The following is a 4094-nucleotide window of genomic DNA, read 5'->3' as shown; positions in this document are numbered from 1 at the left end:
GTAAGGGTAACAGGCAAAAAGATAGACGACCTGCAGGAAGTAATCCAAATTCTTAAGACAAAGGATTTGGGGGTTAGTTTGCAGTGTGTGAATATGAGGGATTAACGGCTTGGATATATACTTTAGCAGACATGTCCAGCGGCAGATGAAGTGGAGAGAGATTGAGGAAGGTGAGATTAAAGATACCGTCCTTTATCCTGAAAAGGTAGAAAATTCCAGAAAAGACAGAAAAAATGCTTTTAAACATATTGGCAGTAAATGGCTCAAGGTTACTTTTAAACAGGAAAGTGATAACATAGTAATCATTACTGCAATAGACAAAAACAAATAGGAGGCTGCTATGAAGATTGAATACGATAAAGAGGTGGACGCTCTCTATATAAGAATCCAGGAGAAAAAAGTTTCACATACAAGAGAGGTGGAAGAGGGAATAAATCTGGATATTGATGAAGAAGGAAAAATCATCGGCCTTGAGATCATCGGAGCAACAGAAAGGTATAGTTTGGAAGACATTTTCAACCTCTCCACCGAGAATCTGATATTGGAGAAAAACAGCCCGGTGTTTCAATATAAAACGGTTACGCATTAAAAATACTTCGCCTATCCTTCCATTTTGGGAGTATAGGCGAAATGGTGCGGATATTCCCTAGTTAGCCAACATGCTCTGAGGAAGGAGATTATTATTGAGAGTGAATATTTTAGATGAAATCTATAAGCAGTGTCACGAGCATTTAAAGGAAACAGACAAGAAGAGAGACCAAATATTAGGTTTTTTTGCAGCAGTTGTAGTAATATTTTTTAGCTCTTTAGATAAACTTGGGGAAGTTAAGGATATATTTTCAGTTATCCTAATCATATTTGGGGTCTTACTGGCTATTATTCTTATTCACTATAGAAAATGGCATACTATTTATGTTAATTCAGCCATAGTCTTGCAAAACTTGATACTTCAAGGCAACGATGTAATTGATAAAAATATCTCTGAAGTATGGGAGACATTAATTATTAAAGAAGATTATAAAAGGTCTAAAAAGACTAAGTGTATTGTTTTTGTTCTTAAAAGAACGCTGTTAAATACAGAGTTCACAATATTTAATGCGTTTCTTGTAATATCGTTTCTTCCCCTGTATATTCTGATAAGCAAATGGACTTGTCTATCATCGTTATCAGGATTAATCATTGCTCTTTTTCTTTACATCTTGCTATTTAACCTGATCAGTTGGGTAATTTTACGGGAATCCAAGAAGCAAGGTTACAAAGATAGTTGGTTATTACGATTTTCAGATTCTAAGAGCACGTCGGCTAACAACGGCGGAAAAGACTGACATCCAAACCCTATGGGGCTTCTTTTCCGCCAAGAACGTTATCTGCCTATTGCGGGCAACGGAGGAAGAGACTATATAATATCATCTTTTGCGGGAGCAGGTTTGCAACCTGCTCCATTAAGTTTGTAACTATCTTAACTATACTAATTTTATGGGTTCAAGTTACAAACTTGAACCCGCTATAGCAACCGCAAAATACCTGCAAACCCATGCCCAAACACCCTGAAAAAATCTGCCTCACCAGCCTCGGCTGTCCGAAAAATCTTGTTGACTCTGAGGTGATGCTGGGAATTCTTAAGCAGGATAACTTTGAGTTGACGGCTAATGAAGATGACGCCGATATACTGATTGTCAACACCTGCGGTTTTATCGGCGATGCAAAGGAGGAGTCTATCAATGCGATATTAAGGCTTGCTCAGTATAAGGAAAAAGGCAGATGTAGGCTTTTGATTGTTACAGGATGTCTTGTGCAGAGATACAAAGATGAACTGGCAAAGGAAATGCCGGAGGTGGATTTTTTTATCGGCACTGGCGAGTATCCAAAGATTGCCTATATTATAAAGAATGGCTCAAATCAAAAAGTCATTGCAGGAATCCCAAGATATGTCCATGACTATGATACGCCGAGGATACTTGCTACCCCGAGGTATTCAGCATATGTGAAAATTGCCGAGGGCTGCTCAAATTATTGCTCTTACTGCACAATCCCATCCATACGGGGGGAATTCAGGAGCAGGTCTTTAAATTCTGTTATCAAAGAAATAGAAAATCTTGCACAGCAGAGTGTTAAAGAGATAAATCTGATTGCCCAGGATTCTACGTCTTACGGCATGGATGGGGATGACTTAAGGGGTTTGGAAACACTTCTCAAAAGAGCAGTTAAAGTAGTCGGCATTGAGTGGGTCAGGCTTCTTTATCTTTATCCGGGCAAGATTACAAAGAATTTGATACACCTCATCAGAGATGAAGAAAAGATTTGCAAATATATTGATATGCCGATTCAGCATATCAACAACAGGATTCTCAGGGCAATGAACCGCAACCATACCAAGGCACAGATACAGGAAATTATAAAAATGATTAGACATGAAATCCCTGATGCAGCGCTGCGGACATCTCTTATTGTAGGCTTTCCCGGTGAAACTGAAGAAGAATTTGATGAGCTTCTGGATTTTGTAAAAACAGCGCAGTTTGACAGGCTCGGTGTTTTTAAGTATTCAAGGGAAGAAGGCACACCGGCTTATAAAATGAAGGGACAGGTTCCGGAGGCTGTAAAAAAAGTTAGACTTAGAAAAATCATGGAGGCCCAGACAAAGATAGCCGGAGAAAAAAACAGACTCCTTGTGGGAAGCGCGATACAGGTTCTTGTGGAAGGTGTAAGCGAAGAGACCGAATTTCTTTTAAAAGGCCGCTCCATGCAGCAGGCCCCCGACAATATTGACGGTATTACATACATAAATAAAGGCATTGCATCTCCTGGTGATATTGCGGATGTTATTATAACTGATGCCGGAGAGCATGATATTGTCGGCGGCATCATGTAGGATGGGTGAAGATAATAGATTTGTCTTGTTTTTATTTTTAGGTTATACAAATGCCTTTATCCCTAATGCATGGCTGCCAATTATGAGCTTCTGTATCTCTGATGTGCCTTCATAAATGGTTGCCACTTTGGCATCTCTGAAATATCTCTCAACAGGATATTCGTTTGAATAGCCATATCCGCCGAATATCTGCACTGCATCAGATGCCGCCCTGTTGGCCGCTTCGCTGGCAAAGTATTTTGCAATGGATGTTTCAATAGTATTTACTTTGCCCTTGTTTTTGAGATGTCCTGCCCGATATACAAGAAGCCTTGCCGCATCGCAATCAACTACCATTCTTGCAATCTTATCTTGTATCAGTTGAAAGCCTGCGATGGGTTTTCCGAATTGATGCCTTTCTTTCGCGTACCTGGCACAGGCGTCTATGCATCCCTGTATGATACCAACACAGCCGGATGCGACGCCGTATCTCCCGTTGTCAAGCGCGCTCATGGCAATCTTGAAGCCTTTGCCAATATCGCCCAGTACAGCATTCTTTGGAATCCTGCAATCTTCAAAAATAAGCTCTGCTGTATTTGACGCCCTTAATCCTAATTTTCCTTTTATATCCTTTGTAGAAAAACCCGGACAGCCCTTTTCTATGATAAAGGCCGTTATGCCGTGATACCCTTTTGTTTTGTCTGTCACCGCAAAGACAATAGCAATATCTGCTATACTGCCGCTGCTTATCCATGTTTTTGTGCCGTTCAATATCCATTCATTACCCTTCAATGCCGCGCTGGTTAAAATACTTGCGGCATCGCTGCCTGCGTTTGGCTCAGTAAGCGCAAAACAGCCGATGAATTCCCCTTTGCACAGTTTAGGAATATATTTCTGTTTCTGTTCTTCGGTCCCCCATTTTAATATTGTAAGGCCGACAAGCGACACCTGAACGGATAATGCTGTCCTTAAAGAGGAATCCGCCCTGCCAATCTCCTCAAATATTATTGCATCGCTTATAAAATCAAGACCCGCTCCGCCGTATTTTTCCGGAATCGGGCCGCCGAGAAAACCCAGCCCAGCCATCTTTCTGAATATCTCTATGGGAAAATGCTCTTTTACATCATTCTCCCTTGCAAACGGCATTATCTCTCTTTCAGCAAATTTTCTTGCGGTCTCCTTCACCATTTTTTGTTCTTCTGTGAGGTCAAAGTTCATGGCTGTCTCCTTAGCCTTTGTATTTTAA

Annotated in this window: 6 protein-coding genes; 5 read left to right on the top strand and 1 reads right to left on the bottom strand. The window is 40.7% G+C overall.

Annotation, left to right across the window (positions count from 1 at the left end):
* From Q8P28_09865 to rimO, 5 genes are all read left to right on the top strand, one after another.
* A partial coding sequence (locus tag Q8P28_09865; protein ID MDP2683086.1) for a DUF520 family protein occupies positions 1 to 105 on the top strand: 105 nt, incomplete at its 5' end.
* A gap of 4 nt (positions 106 to 109) precedes the next feature.
* Positions 110 to 331, top strand: coding sequence for a DUF4258 domain-containing protein (locus Q8P28_09860; protein MDP2683085.1), 222 nt, complete (start codon positions 110 to 112; stop codon positions 329 to 331).
* A 9-nt stretch (positions 332 to 340) separates the two neighbouring features.
* Entirely contained in the window at positions 341 to 589 is a 249-nt protein-coding gene (locus Q8P28_09855) for a DUF2283 domain-containing protein (GenBank protein ID MDP2683084.1), read from the top strand.
* A gap of 100 nt (positions 590 to 689) precedes the next feature.
* The gene (locus Q8P28_09850; protein MDP2683083.1) at positions 690 to 1325 is read left to right on the top strand and encodes a hypothetical protein; all 636 of its coding nucleotides are present in this window, start codon (positions 690 to 692) and stop codon (positions 1323 to 1325) included.
* A gap of 209 nt (positions 1326 to 1534) precedes the next feature.
* Positions 1535 to 2869, top strand: a complete 1335-nt coding sequence (rimO, locus tag Q8P28_09845) for a 30S ribosomal protein S12 methylthiotransferase RimO (protein ID MDP2683082.1) — start codon at positions 1535 to 1537, stop codon at positions 2867 to 2869.
* A 42-nt stretch (positions 2870 to 2911) separates the two neighbouring features.
* On the opposite strand, the gene Q8P28_09840 is transcribed toward rimO, so the two are convergent.
* Entirely contained in the window at positions 2912 to 4066 is a 1155-nt protein-coding gene (locus Q8P28_09840; GenBank protein ID MDP2683081.1) for an acyl-CoA dehydrogenase family protein, read from the bottom strand.
* Between the last annotated feature and the right edge of the window lie 28 nt (positions 4067 to 4094).

Source organism: Deltaproteobacteria bacterium, assembly GCA_030690165.1.
Taxonomy (GTDB): domain Bacteria; phylum Desulfobacterota; class GWC2-55-46; order UBA9637; family UBA9637; genus JACRNJ01.
The sequence above is the reverse complement of the archived record's forward strand: the minus strand, read 5'-3'. Positions and strand labels throughout refer to the sequence as shown.